This is a genomic window from Planomicrobium stackebrandtii (genome assembly GCF_030814955.1).
Taxonomy (GTDB): domain Bacteria; phylum Bacillota; class Bacilli; order Bacillales_A; family Planococcaceae; genus Planococcus; species Planococcus stackebrandtii.
This window is the reverse complement of record NZ_JAUSWB010000005.1, coordinates 36893-54607: the sequence shown is the minus strand read 5'-3', so window position 1 is coordinate 54607 and position 17715 is coordinate 36893. Positions and strand designations below refer to the sequence as shown.

The following is a 17715-nucleotide window of genomic DNA, read 5'->3' as shown; positions in this document are numbered from 1 at the left end:
GCTCCATCGCATTTCCTGGCAGTTCTCTTAGAATTTCGAATCTGGATCGTAATACTCTTCCACATTGTCTTTCGTTACTTGCGTGGCTTCTTTCACCACCATCGATTCAGCCGGATCTTCGCCCTGGGCAATATCTGCTGCGATGGTCACCGCATCTTCCACCATAGTCGGCGAGTAGAGGAACGTGGCTTTCATCAGCCCGTCGTTTTGAATATCTTCAAAAACGCCTTTTGCTCCGCCTGCACCTGTGACAAATTGGATATCCGTACGGCCTGCTTCTTCAATGGCCTGCAAGACACCGAGAGCCATGCCGTCATCCTGTGTAAAGACTGCATCAATTTCAGGGTTGGCCTGCAAAATGTTTTGCATGACTTCCAATGAGGTCTCGGTAGAAAAATCTCCGCTTTGGGAAGCAATGATTTCCATTCCCGGTTCGTTTGCAACGGCTTCTTGGAATCCAGCACCCCGCTGTTCGGTTACTGAACTTGGAGGGCCTGTGATCTCAACGATTTTGCCTTCGCCATTCAATTGTTCCACGAAATACTTGCCGGCATTGACGCCGATACCTTCATTATCTCCTTTAACCACTACTGTAGCTGCATCGTTTTCAAGTTCCCGGTCAACGATAACAAGCGGAATGCCAGCATCCTTAATCTTTTGCCCGACCGGACTCAACGCCGCAGATTCGATCGGCAGCATGACAATAACGTCCACTTCCTGTGCGATCAAGTCATCCACGTCGTTTGCCTGTGTGTTCGGGTCTGCCGCATTGGTCATGACGTATTCAATGCCTTCACTTTCCTGCAACGCCATCGCCTGCTGCTCCGCGCTTTCGATTAACGCTCCCATCCAGCCATGCGTTGCCGAAGGAAGCGAAATGCCGATCGTCAATTGCTCTTCTCCTCCGCCTTCATCTGCAGAACCTGCATCTTCTGTTGCCGCGTCGCCGCATGCTGCCAATGCAAAGATTGTAATGAAAGACAATAAAATGATCCATAATTTCTTCACTTTATTCACCCCTTAGTTTTTTTATAAATCCCCTTTAATGTAAGCGATTACATTCAGAGCTAAGACCAACGCTCCATCATCAACCGATTTAATAACAGAGCGTTGATCTCAGCTTTTTCAACCCGTTGTTGATTCCCGTATGACTAGTTCAAAGCCTAAAACCACGCTATCTACCGGCTTCCCTTGTATCTTCTCGATCAGCATCCGTGCCGCCACTGTTCCCATCTTATACATCGGTTGGGCGACGGTTGTCAGTGCCGGGTTGGTCATATTGGAAAAATCGATTTTATCAAAACCGACTACAGCAATATCGTTCGGTACGTGGAGGCCGGCGGCGTTGATTTCTTTAAGGGCACCGATTGCCAATAGATCCGATACGCCAAACACTGCTGTTGGCCGGTCTTCCAACTGAAGAATTTTCTTCATCGCCAGCTGCCCTTGTTCAAAACCCAGCTCCTGTGTATAGAGAATATAGTCCTTATTCAGCGGAATGCCATGTTCTCTTAGTGCCCTTTCATAGCCCATCCGCCGTTCGCGGGCGTAGAGGAACTTCTCATCTGAATTCATCAACGCGATTTTCCGGTGACCGATTTGGATCAGATGCTTCACAGCGCGGTAAGAAGCTTCTTCACTGTCGATGGTAACGTATGGAATTCCGACGCCTCCTCCGTATTCGCTGCATTGGATAATCGCATAGTTTTCGGAAAGCTCTTTCAATGTCTCGACGTTCACAGCGGGATCCATCGAAATAATTCCATCTGCCATCTTCTTCCGCAGCAAGTCGAAATAAATCTCCTCCTTTTCCGGCTTCGAATCTGTTTCGCACAACAAAATGCTGTAATTTTGGCTGAGTGCCATATTCTCGATTCCTTTGATGATTTCAAAATAGAATGGGTTGGAAATCGTCGGGATCAAGATCAGCACAATGCGGCTTTCCGAATTCCGCAGGTTTCGCCCCAGCATGCTCGGCTCATAATTTAAGTATTGGATCGCCTCCTCTACCTTCTGCTTGGTTTTAGCTGTGACAATGTTTTTTCCGGTGAGCACCCGGGAGACAGTTGCAACTGAAACCCCTGCATGTTTAGCCACCTGTTGGATGTTTGCCATATTGGTTCCTTCTTTCTGACACGATACGCATACTGTAAAATGAAATCGATTACATTTTCATCATAAATTATTCGGAATTATCTGTCAATAACTAATTTTTAATGAAAAAACCGTTGATTTACTGCAATTATTTCTATATGTTAAGAATGTAACGGTTTACATGACAGTATATTCAGAAATTTAGAATGGAGGGATTTTTAGTGAAACTGGGAGTTTTTACTGTATTATTCTCCGACCGGAATTTTGAAGACATGCTGGCTTATGTGGCTTCAAAAGGCATTGAAGCCATCGAACTTGGCACCGGCGGCTACCCGGGAGATGCCCATTGCAAATTGGACGAGTTGCTTGAAGATGAGAAGAAACAGCACCTTTTCAAGCAGCAAATCGAAGACGCCGGCTTGATCATCAGCGCGCTCAGCTGCCATGCCAACCCGCTTCATCCGCAAAAACAGATTGCAGATGAAGCGGACGAGTTGCTCATCAAGACCATGCAGCTGGCGTCAAAACTCGGAGTTCCGGTCGTCAACACGTTTTCCGGCTGCCCGGGCGACCACGAGAACGCGCTGTACCCCAACTGGCCAGTCGCTGCATGGCCAAACGATTTCCAGGAAATCTTAAAGTGGCAATGGGAAGAAAAGCTGATTCCGTACTGGAAAGAAAAAAACAGCTTAGCCGAATCGCTCAACGTCAAAATCGGCCTTGAACTGCACGGCGGCTTTTCCGTCCACACCCCTGCGACCATGCTGCGGCTGCGGGAAGCATGCGGCCCTGCCATCGGCGCGAACCTGGACCCAAGCCATATGTGGTGGCAAGGCATCGATCCTGTGGAAGCCATCAAAATTCTCGGACGGGAAAACGCCATCCACCATTTCCATGCTAAAGATACTGTCATCGACCAGCAAAACACCAACCGAAACGGCCTGACCGATATGACCGACTATTCCCAGATGAAAGACCGTTCCTGGTATTTCCGCACCGTCGGATTTGGCCACGACCAAAAAACATGGGCCGACATCATCAGCACCTTGCGCCTCTACGACTACGATTATGTCGTCAGCATTGAACACGAAGACGGGCTGATGTCGATCAACGAAGGTTTTACGAAAGCTGTGGAGAATTTGAAGCCCGTCGTGGTGAAAGAGTCTGTTGCGGAGATGTGGTGGACGTGATCATAGAGCATTTATTGCCATTCAAAAAGCGGAATCCAGTAGTGGATTTCGCTTTTTTTGATATTGTTGAAAATTGATTTCACTTTGAGCAGAATTTAGCGATGAATCCAATTTCTTAAAAATTTTTATTCCTTTTTTTACATACTTCTCAATTCTAAAAACTAAAATACTGTAAGTCACCAATTGGGTAAATAAAAACTTTATTCGTTTATAATAAACCTTCCATTATCCAGTCTAAATGAGGTTTACTATACTTTTTTGCACTTTATCAAAACTTAGTGAATTTATTTAAAACAGAACAACTTTTACAAATTCTCGTGAAGTACCTTAATACAAATTAATCTATTGAAATTACTTAAATTGATTTCCAGATCAAAAATAAATCATTATTTCATTATAAACAAAAAATATATAGCATTTAAACTATATTTGTAGTAAATTATAACCAAATCTGAACAGAGGAGGTTTAGAGATATGACCAGCCTAGCTCCTAAGAAGAGTTATGGTCTTGTTTATCGGTTTTTAGTAGCAGATTTTATATTAAGATGGATAGTAGTAAATTCACGACAGTTTGATTTTATGGGGGAAGTTTTATTCTGGACTTTACAGCTCATTCTGATTCCATCTACTATTTTTTTATTTACAGATAGCTATGCTCGTAAGCATAAGGTCAGTATTAATGAAGATGAATTAAAATATACGACAGTTTCTACCTTTGTAACCTCTTTTATCATTTTCTCCATTACCACTGTTGCCTTTTATCTATATGAAGACATCCATATCTTTTGGAGATTACTCTTGAGTATAACTACTTTTTTATGCTATGGATTTTATATTATAGTAATAAATGAAAACAGCCTGAAGAAGCCTAAACCTAATATGGAAGCAGATGGAAATTTAACGGATCCTACTGATGCATCTGGACAAACTAAAGAACAAACAGAGTTTGATACCTATTCGAATGATATCGATTTAGTCAGACTGGAAGGAATGCTGAATTATACAAATGACCGTATTAATTCTTATATTTTGGAAAGTGCTTTGTTCAGTGGCCTTGCATTTGCTGGTTTCATCACTTTGATTACTTCTAATAAAATACTCCTTACTGATATATCAGCTTTACTTAATTCTCTTAAAGGCTTATTAAAAATCTTAATTAATTTTGATCTCCAAGCCTTAGAAAATCATATGGCTACTTTCAGCCATAATGATTTATTTGTCATTATATTGATTGAATCGTTGTTTTGCACATTATCATTTATTTCTGTAATTGCTTCGCGACTGCGGTTCAGTGATATTTTAGAGGAAATTGATATATCGGTTAAGATGGCAAGATCGTTTAATGACAAAGAGGAAGAAGTCGTCTTACTAAACCTTGAAAGAAATAAAAAGCTATACCATAGTAGAATTTCTTATCTAAATCAGAAAATAGATAAAGAAATATTAATTGCTAATCAAAAGTTAGATAGCATCAAACCCATCCTCAATGCCATCCGAATTACTCGCAGTTTCGGTATGCTCTTCTTCTTTAGCATGATTTTCACCAGCGCTCTCTTAATCAATGCGCGGCTAGCACTCTTTGTAGTACTCATCTCTCTCCTTGTAGCTGTCATCATGAACATTGATCATTCCCGAAGAATAAAAAAACTAAGAAAACTCAACCTTCATTTGCCGAAGAGTATACTTCATAAAAATAATGAAAATTAATCCAAAGTTAGAAACAAGAGAATAAATTTTTAAAATTAAAACTTTTTTACTTATGACAAGGCTGCTCGCCAGGGCTAATTGCGATTTATCCCCTTATCCACTTTAGATAGCTGGCTGAACACTTTCTCAAATCTCACTCCTACTCCAGCTCTTCTTCCGCAAGCAGCTTGAAGCCTTCAATCATCGTGTCTTCTTCCACTTCGATCAAGATGCAGCGTTTGCCGTTGTAATTGACCTCTTTGACGTAACGTAAGTCTTGGGGACTGATCGCGATATTGGCGACTTTCGTGCTTATTTTGATGGATTTGGACGAGTAGCTTGGAACGATATGGCTGGCTTTCATTTCATAGGTTTTGTCTTCAACCACTTGCTGGAAGGCCCTCTCCACTTTTTCCGGACTGACGTCTTTGACACCGCTTGCCTTCAGAACGCGCGTAATCTCGGTAGTATCCAAGATCGGTGCACCCTCTTCATCGTCATCACTTTCTTCTGCCACGACCAGCATCTGATTGATTTCGTCGTATACGCCGGCGAGTGTTCTCGAGTTCACTTCGTCGCTGCCGATTACGGCTTTGACGATTTCCTCGAATACTGCTTTTTCTTCTTCGGCCGTAATGATCTCATCGCCATTCAAGACGTTCTCGATAAACTGGAAGTCCGGTTTATTGGCTTTGCCCGCTGCATAGAGGATGTGGTGGATGTCTGCTGAATTGTCCGTGAAGCTCGGGAACAGAAACCCACCGATTGGCGAGCTTAGTTTAATGACGGGATCGACAAGCACATTTGCCTTATACTCTTTTTCAACAAAATTAAACACCAGCGAACTTTTCGGCAGTTCGGTTTGGTTCATGCTGCAAAGGATAAACGAAGTCGTATACACTTCATCGCGCATGTCGATTTCCGTTTCGTCAGGGCTGCGTCTTGTCGTTTTAGAATAATTTCCGCGAATAAAGGTGACGACCATATCCTTTTCATACGGCCGGTCTTCCACCATCTTCAAGGCGATGCGCTGCATATTCTCTTTCCATTCAGCGACTTCTTTTGCCTCAAGCCCCTCATATAGTAACCGCTGCGTATGGTCTGCCTGCCCCTCTTCTTGCGGCTGGAACTTCACTTCGAACATCTTCGCATCCAGCTTTCCGCCCAGTACCTTTTTAAAGTTGTCAAAGAACAGCTCTTGCTGCTCCCGGTCCAGCATGGAAAACGAACGGCTTTCTTCGTGAAAGATTTCACTGCTTTCCTGCTGGATGTAGATGTTATAAATTTCAGCGATTTTCAGTAGGTCGGTATCCAGTTTAAATCGTTTGCGAATATCCGCTATATCTTTCTTATTCATCTCAAATTCCAACTCCCTAACTTGTAAGTCCATGATGTATACAAAAAAAGAGCATCCAAAGCTATGCAGCTTTTGGTGCTCTTTCATTATAACAATATTTATGTGGAATAAAGGAACACAGGCAATTTCGAATTGAGTAGATCGGACCGAAACACAGTTTTTTTACTTTAGAAGATTGCCTCCTAAACTTCTGAGTTCAGCACTTTGTAACTCTAAGATGCAAAATCTATACTCTATCAAACTCATCTGGATCCGCAAACATACGTTGATCCTTATTCAGGGCATTAATTTTGTCCATGTTCTCCTGTGAAATTTCAAAATCAAAAACATCTGCATTTTCAGCAATACGGTGAGGTTTGACTGACTTTGGAATCGTCACGACTCCCGTTTGTATGTCCCAGCGGATAATAATCTGGGCCGTTGATTTGCTGTATTCTTTTGCAATTTCCATCAAAGCCGGTTCATTTAGCAGTTCTCCTTGCATTAGTGGAGACCAGGCTTCGAGTTGGATGCCGTGTTTCTTACAAAAATCATGCAGTTCCCGTTGATTAAATCGCGGATGATACTCTACTTGATTGACCATCGGTACCACTTCACAGTCTTCGATGATTTCTTCAAGGTGAGTAACTTTGAAATTACTCACGCCAATGGCTCGAACACGTCCATCCTTGTAAAGCTTTTCAAGCGCTTTCCAAGTTTCTGCGAATTTCCCTTTAGAAGGAAGGGGCCAATGAATCAAATACAAATCCAAGTAGTCTAAGCCCAATTTCTCCATACTTTCATCAAAAGCAGTGAGGGTGGCTTCATAACCGTGATTGGCATTCCAAACTTTTGTCGTAATGAACAATTCTTCTCTAGGGACATTGGCTTCCGCAATCGCTTTGCCAACGCCTTCCTCATTTCCATAAATGGCGGCAGTGTCAATGCTTCTGTAGCCCACTTCAAGAGCCGTTTTTATTGACTGTACGACTTCTTCCCCATCTTCTACTTTAAAGACACCCAGGCCCAGCCATGGCATTTTCACTCCATTATGTAACGTAGTTGTAGGTTGAATATGATTTGACATGTTTGCCACCTCTTATCTATTTTTTTGATCACCTTATAGATTTACATAATTTCTCCACTTATGAGCAGGCTTCCAATTCAGAAGTTGCTTCGCCTTGTCATTGTTTAACAGCGGCTCGAAGCCTGTCAGTTTTTTTCTAAAATCTTTTACATCCGGAAAGCATATTTCCATCAATTGTTTGCTTTCAACATCCATACTTGTTTCATCCGCTCCGATGTTAAGAGCAACAGAACCAAGGTCATCCGTTTCCACGGCCAGTCGATAAGCACTAGCTGCATCACGTGTATCAATATAACTCCATAAAATGGTTTTGCGCTGTTCCGGATCATGGATGAACCCAGGAAAGTTTTGATACATTTCAGGAGCTATGACATTTCCCAACCTGAACGACACGACCTGCATTCCTGTTCTGCGGTGGATCATGTCAGCTGTGTTTTCATTAACAATCTTGGACAAACCATAGCTTTCTTCTGGCAATTGCGGGTGTTGCTCATCTATCGGTACGTACTGCGGGTTTAAATTTTGTTTTGAAAAACAAATACCATATGAAGACTCACTTGATGAAATGACAGCTTTTTTAATCCCCAAACTTCCCGCAGCTTCTAAAATGTTATACGTAGACATGACGTTATTCTGAAAAGTCACTTCGTTCGGATGTGAGTAAGCAACCGGAATCGCCGCAAGATGTACAACTGCATCAGCGCCAGCCAACACACCATAAACCTCGCCCAGATTCGTCAAATCTGTGATTACTGTTCTGCAAAGCGCTTCTTTTGGGTGCTTCAGATCTGCATTCACAACTTCATAACCATGCTCCAAAAATTCTTTTATAACGTCCCGGCCCAGCAGACCACTTCCACCTGTTACGACTACCTTTTGCATGTTCATCCCTCCATTTTCTAAGCATTACCGAATTGCGCACATAAAACTGGTTCATACAACAACTTTGTTCATCAATCAAACTAACTATATGTCAAAAACTATTTATCATCAAGTACGTTAGTTTGGCTTTTGACTCTCTTTCATCATAACCATCTGCAAGGTGCAAAAAGCAACTCAGCCAATACTTAAGCTACAGAGATTCCCTATTTAACCGCTCCTTGCGTACAGCCGGCGATGGAGCTGATGGACTTGCTCTGCCAGTTCAGGGACAGGACCCTCTACTGCCGCATCCTTGATCACTTCTTGGATGGACAGATTGCGGACAGGCGCTGGCGCAGCGCCCAATTCGCTTAACCACCCAGCTAATTGCTCTGATGAACTGGCATATACGATCCGCCCCAAGCCGACCCAGCCATGAGCCGCCGCACACATCGGGCAATGTTCTCCGGAAGTATAGACGGTCGCCTTGCTTCTTTCTTTAAGGGCCATGTTATTTGCCGCCCACCTTGCTATTGCAAACTCCGGATGCTGCGTATGGTCCCCGCCTGCCACATGGTTATGGTCTTCAAACAGCACTTCTCCAGCAGCTGAAACAAGGACGGAACCGAACGGCTCGTCTCCTTTTTCCAAAGCTGTTTCCGCCAATTCCACACAACGCCGCAAATGCTTCAAATCTGTTTCGCTGATCATTTATGATTCCTCCTTATTTAAATCTATAACAAGTTATTTCTATCCACTTGCTGAATCACCTTTAAATTTTTGGTACAAAAAATACTTAAGACGGTTGTTTATCATCATCCTAAGTGGTCTTTTGATACTTCGCTTACAATTCCGTTGTGACCGCAGTTTTCCCTTGTGACACTTAACGGTTTGGAGCGCCTCTTGGGTAGAGGGATGCTTTTTATTTTTTTAAGTAAATACCAAACGACAAAAAAGTAGTGATAATGAATAAATATTTATTGTTATTCGATAAATATTTTGTTAGAATCATATTAATAATACTGATGTAAGCCAGACTTAATAGGACAACTATAAGAGGAGGTAAAAATTGTGGACAGCAACAATATGGTTATCGAAAATATCGCAAATCCCAATGAGCTGGAAAGATTGTTTAGAGAAGACCCGAAAGCTTTTAAAAAAGCATTTGCACACGCTTTCGAACAAACCCCTGATTCACCGGTTCTTGCCGTTTGGTATGAAAGGTTGCATTTCAAAGAAGCGGCAAATACAGAAAAAGATTTTTTTCTTCAAAAAGATTTCTTATTGATGGGCATTTTAGCAATTCTGGCCGGAATAAGCACCAGGATTATATTCCATTTTGTCGAACAGCAGGCAATTGCCCCAGTTAACCTTGCTTTTGGGGTACTTCCCTTTATTGCCGTCTATTTTGTATACAAAAATCAACCTAAAAAATATGTTCTTTACTGCCTTGCAGTGTTATTCCTAATCTCTGGGATTTACCTGAATATGCTTCCCTTAGAATATACAGACAGCATCATTCTTGCTTACTTGCACCTTCCCGTATTCTTATGGGCATTGGTTGGTCTTGCATTTACAGGGAATGAATATGGCAAAGACAGCATGAGGCTAGCCTATCTTAAATTTAACTTGAATTTCTTCGTACTTTACGCCGGTATGGCAATCAGCGGCATGCTGCTAGCAGCAATTACCATGCAGTTATTCAGCTTTATCGGATTAAATATAGAAGAATTCTATTTTAGTAATATCGTTTTATTTGGAGCTGCTGCTATCGCCGTTGTGACAGCATACGTGGTATCAAGGAATCTTAAACTCGCTAAAAATATTGCCCCGTATATAGCTAAAATTTTCAGTCCACTCGTCCTGGCAACATTGTTAGCCTATCTTATAGCGGTTATTTGGCTGGAAAAAAACCCATTCTTGGATCGCAACTTCCTAATAGCCTTTAACGGCATACTCCTCGGTGTGCTGGTCGTCACCATATTTTCCATCACCGAAAGCGGCTCAGACGAGAAAAAGAACATTTCCGATTATATAAATTTCGCCTTAATTGTTCTGGCTCTTATCATCGACAGTGTAGCTTTGTCAGCCATAGTGTTCAGACTTTCTTCTTATGGAATTACACCCAACCGGCTTGCTGTTTTAGGTGTAAACATCGTTATTTGGGCCAATTTAATTTGGATCATGCTTTCCTACCTGCGTTTTCTGCGAAACAAAACCGGTCCTTCCACTATCCAAGATGCCGTTACGAAATATTTGCCGGTCTATGGAATTTGGGCAGCTTTCGTTATATTTGCTTTTCCGATAATTTTTAATTAGAAAAGCCTTTTAATACAACGAGATTTTGCCTTCTAAATCATGAATCTATACAAGCCAAAAATACCAAGCAAGTTTTTATATCTTGCTTGGTATTCTTGGCTTATTTTTATAACACTTCACTTACTTACGATAAGGCTCTTCGTATTGGATCTAAATGAAATTTCTTAATCAACCGGGTACCAGCAAATACTTTTGAAAATGAAAAAGGACCCCACGAAGAGATCCTCACACATTTTTTGCAATAGGAAAGTGTTTGATGTTTTTCTTCCCCCACTCGTCCATCAGTAAAACGATTGGAATGAGGCTTTCCCCTAAATCTGTTAAAGAATATTCCACTCTCGATGGGACTTCAGGAAATACTTTCCGATGAACAATCCCATCTTCTTCTAACTCTCTGATTTGCGTGGTTAATACCTTATGTGTAATTTTTGGAAGTAATCGTTTAATCTCACTAAATCGTAAAACACCTTCTGTTTCTAAATAGTAAATAATGATGATTTTCCATTTGCCACTGATAATAGATAAGGTCAGTTCTTTTTCGCAATTAAATTCGCCACACTCAATTTCCCTTTTTATTTCTGACCGTAAATCATCCATTGGATTGCCCCTTCCTTCTGTTTCCTGAAAGTATCCTTTTGGTAACCTTCTCACAAAAAAGTGCGTTCTTCCAATAAAAAGAATTATAATTTAGAATAAACAGAATATATAGATTTTTTATTTTCATAACAAAACGTTTTGATTCTCTCGTCGATGCTGGATTGGTGTAAGGATTTCATTTCACATGTGAAAAATTGGGATAGGAGATGACAAGGATGGCAGGAAATAGAGCAGTGGTATACAGAGGTGCTGGACATGTAACCGTTGAAGACATTAGTTACCCTGAATTAATCATTAGAGACGGTCCCGGGGTAAATCCGTTAAATGTCGGGCGGAAATGCGAGCATGGAGTGATTGTAAAAATCGTTACCACGAATATTTGCGGAAGTGATCAACACATGGTGCGGGGTCGGACGACAGCTCCTGAAGGGCTTGTCCTCGGCCATGAAATTACCGGCGAAGTCATTGAAGTGGGCCGGGATGTTGAGTTTATAAAAAAAGGGGACCTGGTGTCTGTACCGTTTAATATTGCCTGTGGCCGCTGCCGCAGCTGCAAAGAGCAGGATACACATATTTGTGAGAACGTAAACCCGGATCGCCCTGGGTCTGCCTATGGCTATGTCGACATGGGTGGATGGGTCGGTGGCCAATCGGAATATGTTATGGTCCCTTACGCGGATTTCCAGTTGCTGAAATTTCCGGATAAAGATCAGGCGATGGAAAAAATACTTGATTTAACGATGCTTTCTGATATTTTTCCGACGGGCTATCATGGTGCCGTGAGTGCCGGTGTAAAACCAGGAGCTACTGTCTATGTTGCCGGGGCTGGCCCTGTAGGTTTAGCCGCTGCCCACTCTGCTCAACTACTGGGTGCATCTGTTGTCATCGTAGGGGATTTAAACAAGGAGCGTCTTGCCCAGGCCCATAGTTTCGGCTGTGAAACAGTAAACCTTCGGGAACATGCGAATCTTGGAGAACAAATTGCTCAGATACTGGGTGTCCCGGAGGTCGATTGCGCCATTGATTGCGTCGGCTTTGAAGCCAGCGGACATGGCGAGGGAGCCGGTGAAGCACCCGCTATCGTATTAAATTCCATTATGGAAGTTACTCGTGCAGGGGGACGTCTTGGTATACCGGGACTCTATGTAACCGGTGACCCAGGCGCTTCCGATGAAGATGCAAAAAATGGAACCTTGAAGGTGCGCTTAGGACTTGGCTGGGCCAAAGCACATACTTTTGTAACAGGCCAAACTCCGGTTATGAGATACCATCGCGACTTGATGATGTCGATTTTAAGTGGGAGAGCACAAATTGCCAAAGCAGTAAATGCAACAGTAATCTCGTTAGACCAAGCACCGGCAGCCTATGCTGAATTTGACCAAGGAGCTTCCAAAAAGTTTGTCATTGATCCCCATGGAAATTTTAAGAAGTAACATATTTTCCTATATGCTCATAGAAAAACGAGGAGGTTCATTCCTATGAACAAAATCACATTGGAGTTGGCAAAAAAAATTATTGCTGGTGCTGAAGAAGAAGCAACTAAACTTGGCATTTCCATGGTTATTTCTGTTGTGGATGATGGCGGAAATTTAGTGGCCATTCATCGGATGGATGATGCATGGTTGGCGAGTATTGAAATTGCCCAAAACAAAGCATGGACATCTGTAGCTCTGAAAATGCCTACAGGTAATTTGGCGGATGCGACTGTCCCTGCAGCTGAACTTTTTGGGTTAAATACAACCAACAATGGGCGCCTTGTCGTTTTTGGCGGAGGAATCCCCCTTCTCATTGACGGTAAAGTAGTGGGAGCAATAGGAGTCAGTGGAAGTGCTGTGCCGCATGATGTGCAAGTTGCTGAGGCCGGTGTGAAGGTGTTTAATGAGCAGTCGACGTCGTAAAAGATTTCTATGTGAAGAAGCGCCAGGTGTATGATCCTGGCGCTTCTTTTATTTTAGAGGGATGGGAAGTACCCGTTAAGCGAACTAAACATGAACGACTCACACATAAAGTGCGCGTCAAATCCTCCATATTAAGATAACGTTCATTTCCCATCGAGTGATGGATACTCAGATTTCCTACGGTGATACGAATGCTATATACTGAATAAACAGACTTTACTATGATGTTCGGAGGGGATCTCATGATGTTCGAAAACAAAGTAGTGATTGTTAATGGTGGAACGGATGGAATTGGCAAGGAAGTGGTTCGTTTCTTTTGCAGAGAAGGTGCTGCGGTTCATTTTACGGGAAGAGATCGTACCAAAGGCTCTCAGGTAGAGAGTGAATGCAACGGGAAAGCTCATTTTACCCAAGTCCATAACGAAAATGTGGAAGAAATTGAAAGCTTTTTTAAAGCACTTGAAAATGATGGGCATACTGTTGATATTCTATTCAACAATGCTGGTATTTTGTCTACAGGAATGGGGCCATTGTCTCGCGTAAAGCTAGATGACTGGAATTATTTAATTGCCGTCAATCAAACGGCGATTTTCCTCTACATGAAATATTCTTTAGTCGTGATGAGTAAGCAAAAAAATGGAGTCATCATTAATAATGCTGCGATCCTTGGAAACGATAAGGTTAATCCGATGCTGCCAGCTTATAGCGGGACAAAAGCAGCAGTTGTCGCGATGACTCAAAGCACGGCACTTCGCTTTGCGAATCAAGGAATCCGGGTCAATTGCATATCCCCTGGCCCTACAGAAACCGACCTGGCCATTAAAGCATATGGCGGAAAAGAGAATTATGAAAAACAATCACAGGGACACCCTAGAGGAAGCTACGGGAAACCAAGCGAGATCGCAGAAGTCGTTCTATTCTTAGCTTCAGACAAAGCATCCTATATAAACGGTGCAGAAATAGTCGTAGATGGCGGCTACTCATTAAAATAAATGGATTTAGGGGACAGGGACTTTGTTTTAAAACAAAGTCCCTGTCCCCTTGTTCATGCTACTATGATTAGCCTTGACTTTAGGGTAGCGCTCGAACAGCAGCTGAATAGTTGGTCAATAAGCTCTATTTCAGCTAATAAATATAAAAGGGACCTGCTAGAGTCCCTTAATAGTTTACCTCTATTTATGGTAAGGCTCTCCCTTCATAATCCTAAAAGCCCGATAAACCTGCTCCACCAAAATCAACCTCATCAATTGATGCGGAAACGTCATTTTCGAAAACGACAACTTCTCATCTGCCCTCTTTAACACTTCATCGTGCAGCCCCAAAGATCCGCCAATGACAAAGACAATTTTGCTGCGGCCGTAGGTCATCAGCGACTCGATGTCTTTTGCCAGCTGCTCGGAAGTTTTCATTTTGCCGTCGATCGCCAAGGCAATAACATAGGCATCCGGTGAAATTTTCGCCAAAATCCGCTCGGCTTCCTTCTTTTTGACGATTTCCATGTCCGCCTCGCTCAATTGCTCTGGCGCTTTTTCATCGGCTACTTCAATTTCATTTATTTTTGTATAGCTTCCAAGCCGTTTTGTGTACTCTTCAATTCCTGATTTTAAATATTTCTCTTTTAGCTTCCCGACACTGATAATTGAGATATTCACATGTTATCCCCCTTCACAATAAATTTACAAACAAGTTACCCACAAATGTTATACACATATCCACAGCGTTTTCTACATCTTGTGCCCGATCAGGCGTTTGCCACAAGATACGTTGCAGCCTCTTCGCAGTAGTCGCATCTTGTGGATAACTTTTCTATTTCTGATAATTCTGTAAGTATAGGATAGCTTTTCATTTCAGCTACAAACACGTCTAAGGCATGCTCCACGTGGGTTTTACAGCATTTAATCTCCATTTTTTCCACCTCTTTCGATTTCCGAATATTCCACACAGTTATACACATTTCGTTCTCTTTTATCCACAACCCATTTTAACAGAAGAAAAGAGCTACGGATAGCGAAGCTTTTATCCCTCTGTGGATTGTTAATAATAAATTAACAACAAAAAAGTTATCCACACGTCCTTTTCCTTTTTCCGAACATTGCATATTGTAAGTGGTTTTTCAGATTTACATATTTGAATAGTATATTAGTAGAACTCAAGATTCTTAACTCTGAAATATTCATTTTTGTTTAGGGATCGGAATAAGGTATACGGAAATTATAAATAGACTCTTTTTCTTCAAATTTCTATATAAAATATGGAGCAAATCAGTGGAGACTTCCACATCTTGCATGCTCGGAAGCGTCCACCTGAAATGATTGATTAAACTAAACAACAAAAAACCTGTATAGAATCGAAATTCTACACAGGCTGTCTATCTGCTTTTCTATAACGCTGAATTATCAACAAGTTCCAGCTCAAACTCCATCAGCTCTCCATTGCGATAAGCGCTGACTGTCATCGTGTCGCCAATTGTCTTTTCATTATACAAATGCTGACGCAATTCGATGATATCCGTGATTGCAACACCATCCATCTCCACAATGACGTCAAACTGCTCCATACCGGCTGCAGCTGCCGCTGATCCATCAACCACTGAATTGACCACAACGCCCGTTGTGACGTCTTCAGGCAAGTTTAAGGTCTCTTCGCGATCCATGCGCGGCACTTGAATCAAATCAAGCAGCGTGATGCCCATAGAAGGCCGGATCATTTCTCCATTTGCTTCAAGCGAACTGATAACCGGCATTGCGGAATTGATTGGAATTGAAAAGCCGATGCCTTCCACTGATGATGTCGCAATTTTCATCGAGTTGATGCCAATCAGCTGGCCCGCCAGATTGACCAACGCACCGCCGCTGTTGCCTGGGTTGATTGCTGCATCTGTCTGCAACACTTCAGCCTGCCAATCTTCCTGGCCATCTCCGTCCAAGTCAACCGGCACTGCACGGTCTGTTCCGGAAACCACTCCAGTTGTCACCGAGCCCGAAAAATCAAGGCCTAAGGGATTGCCGATTGCGATCACCGTCTCGCCTTGCTTCAAGGCATCCGAGTCGCCAAATTGGGCCACAGCCTGCACGTCCGCTCCATCCATTTCAAGAACGGCGAGGTCTGTCCAAATATCGCTGCCGACCACCGTTGCGTCCACTTTAGTGCCATCCGACAAAGTCACTTCAATGCCGCTGGCGCCGTCAATGACATGGTGATTGGTCACTACGTGCGCCGTGCCGTTTTCATTTTTGTAAATAACACCAGATCCCGTTCCGACTTCCTGCTCCTGTTCGGGCGATTGTTGGGACCAGAAATCACCCGCTGCCTGCAAATTGGTGACGCCTACGACCGCGTCCGCCGCAATCTCGACCGCTTCTGTCACATCTGTTGTGATATCAACTGAGACCGACTCGGAGCGTCCCTCGGTATCCTGCTGGACGATTTGCGTCTCGTTGCCATTGTCCAGTATCAATCCGGGCATCGAATAAAACAATAACCATACCAATAAAGCACCAGCCGCTACTCCGGCCACACCCGCAGCAAATGTGCCCAAACGGCTTGGCCTCTGGCGGCCGTTCGGTGTTTGATTGTAATAGCCCATTGCGTTCATCCTTCCTCCATCTTCTATTTGTTTAACCTTAGTGTAGAAATTCGAAACAGACAAAGCAAGCTGGAAGAGTTGGAGACTTTTTTTATAGATTATAATCTTGGAATCGCGACGTCCTGTCGCTCCATCTGCATGACCCACATCCTGTGGGCCCGAAAGCGAGTGCCAGAACGGAAAGCAACACGGTTGATGCCTGACAAAAGCTAATTCGCTCTTTCTAAAGAAAAACAGCCGGAAGCTGATCCGCTTCCGGCTGTTCATTACACTACAATTAACTTGGTCGGCACATTTGCGTCGGTATCGAGAAGATCGACGTATTCCCCGACGATGATGCCTTTTGTCTGCAAGGTTTGCTCTACACTCATGCGCGCGAGATCCTTCATGTTGTTGTCTTTGCTCAAATGCGACAAGTAAATGCGCGTCGGTTTTTCAGCGAGCACTTCGCTCATTGCCACCGCCGCGTCTTCGTTTGATACGTGGCCGACATCGCTTAAAATCCGGCGTTTGACAGACCATGGATAGCGGCCCATCTGCAGCATCCCTACGTCATGGTTGCTTTCAAACACATAGGAATCTGAAGCCTGGATAATGCCTTTCATCCGGTCGCTGACATAGCCCGTATCCGTGATCAACGACAGCTTCCGGCCACCTGCATGAAATACATAGAACATTGGATCAGCTGCATCATGCGAGACGGCAAACGATTCAATATCAAGCGAACCGAAAGTCTTCACCGTGTCCATATCAAAATGGAATCGCTGCTCCAGCGGAATCGCTCCGACCAGCCCATCCATCGCAGTCCACGTTTTGGCGTTGGCATAAATCGGCACTTTGTGCTTGCGTGCGACGATGCCAAGCCCTTTGATGTGGTCGCTATGTTCATGCGTCACGAGAATCCCATCCAAATCGCTCATTTTTTTGCCGATGGCTGCAAACAGTTCTTCCATCTTGCGGCCGCTGAGTCCCGCATCGACCAGGAAGGAATGCTCCCCATTTTCTATATAAGTGGCATTGCCGCTCGAGCCGCTGGCTAATACACTGAATTGCATAGCAAA

The 17715-nt window shown here is 43.2% G+C and carries 17 protein-coding genes; 6 read left to right on the top strand and 11 right to left on the bottom strand.

Features of this window, described 5'->3' with window-relative positions:
* Window positions 1–27: 27 nt before the first annotated feature.
* Entirely contained in the window at window positions 28–1008 is a 981-nt protein-coding gene (locus tag QOZ98_RS10025) for a substrate-binding domain-containing protein (protein ID WP_308787314.1), read from the bottom strand.
* 117 nt (window positions 1009–1125) lie between these two features.
* Window positions 1126–2115 (bottom strand): LacI family DNA-binding transcriptional regulator, encoded by a 990-nt coding sequence (locus tag QOZ98_RS10020; protein ID WP_308787313.1) that lies wholly within the window; start codon window positions 2113–2115, stop codon window positions 1126–1128.
* 200 nt (window positions 2116–2315) lie between these two features.
* Between QOZ98_RS10020 and QOZ98_RS10015 the strand changes: the two genes are divergently transcribed.
* On the top strand, window positions 2316–3284 hold the full coding sequence (locus tag QOZ98_RS10015) for a sugar phosphate isomerase/epimerase family protein (protein WP_308787312.1): 969 nt from the start codon (window positions 2316–2318) through the stop codon (window positions 3282–3284).
* Between the two features lie 474 nt (window positions 3285–3758).
* The gene (locus tag QOZ98_RS10010; RefSeq protein ID WP_308787311.1) at window positions 3759–4991 is read left to right on the top strand and encodes a hypothetical protein; all 1233 of its coding nucleotides are present in this window, start codon (window positions 3759–3761) and stop codon (window positions 4989–4991) included.
* A 139-nt stretch (window positions 4992–5130) separates the two neighbouring features.
* On the opposite strand, the gene QOZ98_RS10005 is transcribed toward QOZ98_RS10010, so the two are convergent.
* The 4 genes from QOZ98_RS10005 to QOZ98_RS09990 all read right to left on the bottom strand — a co-directional run bounded on the left by QOZ98_RS10005 (window position 5131) and on the right by QOZ98_RS09990 (window position 8965).
* Window positions 5131–6327: a DUF4317 domain-containing protein gene (locus QOZ98_RS10005; RefSeq protein WP_308787310.1), complete on the bottom strand. Its 1197-nt coding sequence runs from the start codon at window positions 6325–6327 to the stop codon at window positions 5131–5133.
* A gap of 226 nt (window positions 6328–6553) precedes the next feature.
* Entirely contained in the window at window positions 6554–7393 is an 840-nt protein-coding gene (locus QOZ98_RS10000) for an aldo/keto reductase (protein ID WP_308787309.1), read from the bottom strand.
* A gap of 33 nt (window positions 7394–7426) precedes the next feature.
* The gene (locus tag QOZ98_RS09995; RefSeq protein WP_308787614.1) at window positions 7427–8275 is read right to left on the bottom strand and encodes an NAD-dependent epimerase/dehydratase family protein; all 849 of its coding nucleotides are present in this window, start codon (window positions 8273–8275) and stop codon (window positions 7427–7429) included.
* Window positions 8276–8482: 207 nt separating this feature from the next.
* Window positions 8483–8965: a nucleoside deaminase gene (locus QOZ98_RS09990; RefSeq protein WP_308787308.1), complete on the bottom strand. Its 483-nt coding sequence runs from the start codon at window positions 8963–8965 to the stop codon at window positions 8483–8485.
* A 360-nt stretch (window positions 8966–9325) separates the two neighbouring features.
* On the opposite strand from QOZ98_RS09990, the gene QOZ98_RS09985 reads away from it, so the two are divergent.
* Complete coding sequence (locus tag QOZ98_RS09985) at window positions 9326–10573, top strand: DUF4153 domain-containing protein (protein WP_308787307.1); 1248 nt, start codon at window positions 9326–9328, stop codon at window positions 10571–10573.
* A 225-nt stretch (window positions 10574–10798) separates the two neighbouring features.
* On the opposite strand, the gene QOZ98_RS09980 is transcribed toward QOZ98_RS09985, so the two are convergent.
* Window positions 10799–11170, bottom strand: a complete 372-nt coding sequence (locus tag QOZ98_RS09980) for a winged helix-turn-helix transcriptional regulator (protein ID WP_308787306.1) — start codon at window positions 11168–11170, stop codon at window positions 10799–10801.
* Window positions 11171–11385: 215 nt separating this feature from the next.
* Between QOZ98_RS09980 and fdhA the strand changes: the two genes are divergently transcribed.
* The 3 genes from fdhA to QOZ98_RS09965 all read left to right on the top strand — a co-directional run bounded on the left by fdhA (window position 11386) and on the right by QOZ98_RS09965 (window position 14060).
* Complete coding sequence (gene fdhA, locus QOZ98_RS09975; protein WP_308787305.1) at window positions 11386–12603, top strand: formaldehyde dehydrogenase, glutathione-independent; 1218 nt, start codon at window positions 11386–11388, stop codon at window positions 12601–12603.
* Window positions 12604–12648: 45 nt separating this feature from the next.
* Window positions 12649–13068 carry a GlcG/HbpS family heme-binding protein gene (locus QOZ98_RS09970; RefSeq protein ID WP_308787304.1) on the top strand — a complete coding sequence of 140 codons (420 nt, stop codon included), beginning with the start codon at window positions 12649–12651 and terminating at the stop codon, window positions 13066–13068.
* Between the two features lie 242 nt (window positions 13069–13310).
* A complete protein-coding gene (locus tag QOZ98_RS09965; protein ID WP_308787303.1) occupies window positions 13311–14060 on the top strand; it encodes an SDR family NAD(P)-dependent oxidoreductase in 750 nt (249 codons plus the stop codon).
* 180 nt (window positions 14061–14240) lie between these two features.
* On the opposite strand, the gene rlmH is transcribed toward QOZ98_RS09965, so the two are convergent.
* The 4 genes from rlmH to QOZ98_RS09945 all read right to left on the bottom strand — a co-directional run bounded on the left by rlmH (window position 14241) and on the right by QOZ98_RS09945 (window position 17709).
* Window positions 14241–14720, bottom strand: coding sequence for a 23S rRNA (pseudouridine(1915)-N(3))-methyltransferase RlmH (gene rlmH / locus QOZ98_RS09960; RefSeq protein WP_142830272.1), 480 nt, complete (start codon window positions 14718–14720; stop codon window positions 14241–14243).
* 89 nt (window positions 14721–14809) lie between these two features.
* Window positions 14810–14974, bottom strand: coding sequence for a CxxH/CxxC protein (locus QOZ98_RS09955; RefSeq protein ID WP_308787302.1), 165 nt, complete (start codon window positions 14972–14974; stop codon window positions 14810–14812).
* 474 nt (window positions 14975–15448) lie between these two features.
* Entirely contained in the window at window positions 15449–16654 is a 1206-nt protein-coding gene (locus QOZ98_RS09950; RefSeq protein WP_308787301.1) for a S1C family serine protease, read from the bottom strand.
* A gap of 266 nt (window positions 16655–16920) precedes the next feature.
* Window positions 16921–17709, bottom strand: coding sequence for an MBL fold metallo-hydrolase (locus tag QOZ98_RS09945; protein ID WP_142830279.1), 789 nt, complete (start codon window positions 17707–17709; stop codon window positions 16921–16923).
* Window positions 17710–17715 lie beyond the last annotated feature (6 nt).

Excerpts from the sequence above, each read along its gene's own strand:
- QOZ98_RS10020 (WP_308787313.1), bottom strand. The coding sequence starts at position 2,115 with ATGGCAAACATCCAACAGGTGGCTAAACATGCAGGGGTTTCAGTTGCA.
- QOZ98_RS10010 (WP_308787311.1), top strand. The coding sequence starts at position 3,759 with ATGACCAGCCTAGCTCCTAAGAAGAGTTATGGTCTTGTTTATCGGTTT.
- QOZ98_RS10005 (WP_308787310.1), bottom strand. The coding sequence starts at position 6,327 with ATGAATAAGAAAGATATAGCGGATATTCGCAAACGATTTAAACTGGAT.
- QOZ98_RS10000 (WP_308787309.1), bottom strand. The coding sequence starts at position 7,393 with ATGTCAAATCATATTCAACCTACAACTACGTTACATAATGGAGTGAAA.
- QOZ98_RS09995 (WP_308787614.1), bottom strand. The coding sequence starts at position 8,275 with ATGCAAAAGGTAGTCGTAACAGGTGGAAGTGGTCTGCTGGGCCGGGAC.
- QOZ98_RS09990 (WP_308787308.1), bottom strand. The coding sequence starts at position 8,965 with ATGATCAGCGAAACAGATTTGAAGCATTTGCGGCGTTGTGTGGAATTG.
- QOZ98_RS09980 (WP_308787306.1), bottom strand. The coding sequence starts at position 11,170 with ATGGATGATTTACGGTCAGAAATAAAAAGGGAAATTGAGTGTGGCGAA.
- fdhA (WP_308787305.1), top strand. The coding sequence starts at position 11,386 with ATGGCAGGAAATAGAGCAGTGGTATACAGAGGTGCTGGACATGTAACC.
- QOZ98_RS09970 (WP_308787304.1), top strand. The coding sequence starts at position 12,649 with ATGAACAAAATCACATTGGAGTTGGCAAAAAAAATTATTGCTGGTGCT.
- QOZ98_RS09965 (WP_308787303.1), top strand. The coding sequence starts at position 13,311 with ATGATGTTCGAAAACAAAGTAGTGATTGTTAATGGTGGAACGGATGGA.
- QOZ98_RS09955 (WP_308787302.1), bottom strand. The coding sequence starts at position 14,974 with ATGGAGATTAAATGCTGTAAAACCCACGTGGAGCATGCCTTAGACGTG.
- QOZ98_RS09950 (WP_308787301.1), bottom strand. The coding sequence starts at position 16,654 with ATGGGCTATTACAATCAAACACCGAACGGCCGCCAGAGGCCAAGCCGT.
- QOZ98_RS09945 (WP_142830279.1), bottom strand. The coding sequence starts at position 17,709 with ATGCAATTCAGTGTATTAGCCAGCGGCTCGAGCGGCAATGCCACTTAT.